This is a genomic window from Kitasatospora papulosa (assembly GCF_000717245.1).
GTDB classification, from domain to species: Bacteria; Actinomycetota; Actinomycetes; order Streptomycetales; family Streptomycetaceae; genus Streptomyces; species Streptomyces papulosus.
The window spans coordinates 1-200 of record NZ_JNYQ01000096.1 but is presented as its reverse complement, the minus strand read 5'-3'; the positions used below and the strand labels follow the sequence as shown (position 1 = coordinate 200).

The following is a 200-nucleotide window of genomic DNA, read 5'->3' as shown; positions in this document are numbered from 1 at the left end:
CCGGTAACGGGTGGAGCTGACTGGTACTAATAGGCCGAGGGCTTGTCCTCAGTTGCTCGCGTCCACTGTGTTAGTTCTGAAATAACGAACGGCCGTGTTTTTTCCGGTGTTGGTTAATTTCATAGTGTTTCGGTGGTCATTGCGTTAGGGAAACGCCCGGTTACATTCCGAACCCGGAAGCTAAGCCTTTCAGCGCCGAT

The 200-nt window shown here is 52.0% G+C and carries 1 rRNA gene; it reads left to right on the top strand.

Going from position 1 to position 200, the window contains the following annotated elements:
- Positions 1-128: 128 nt before the first annotated feature.
- A 5S ribosomal RNA gene (rrf, locus tag IA22_RS36330) occupies positions 129-200 on the top strand; the annotation flags it as partial.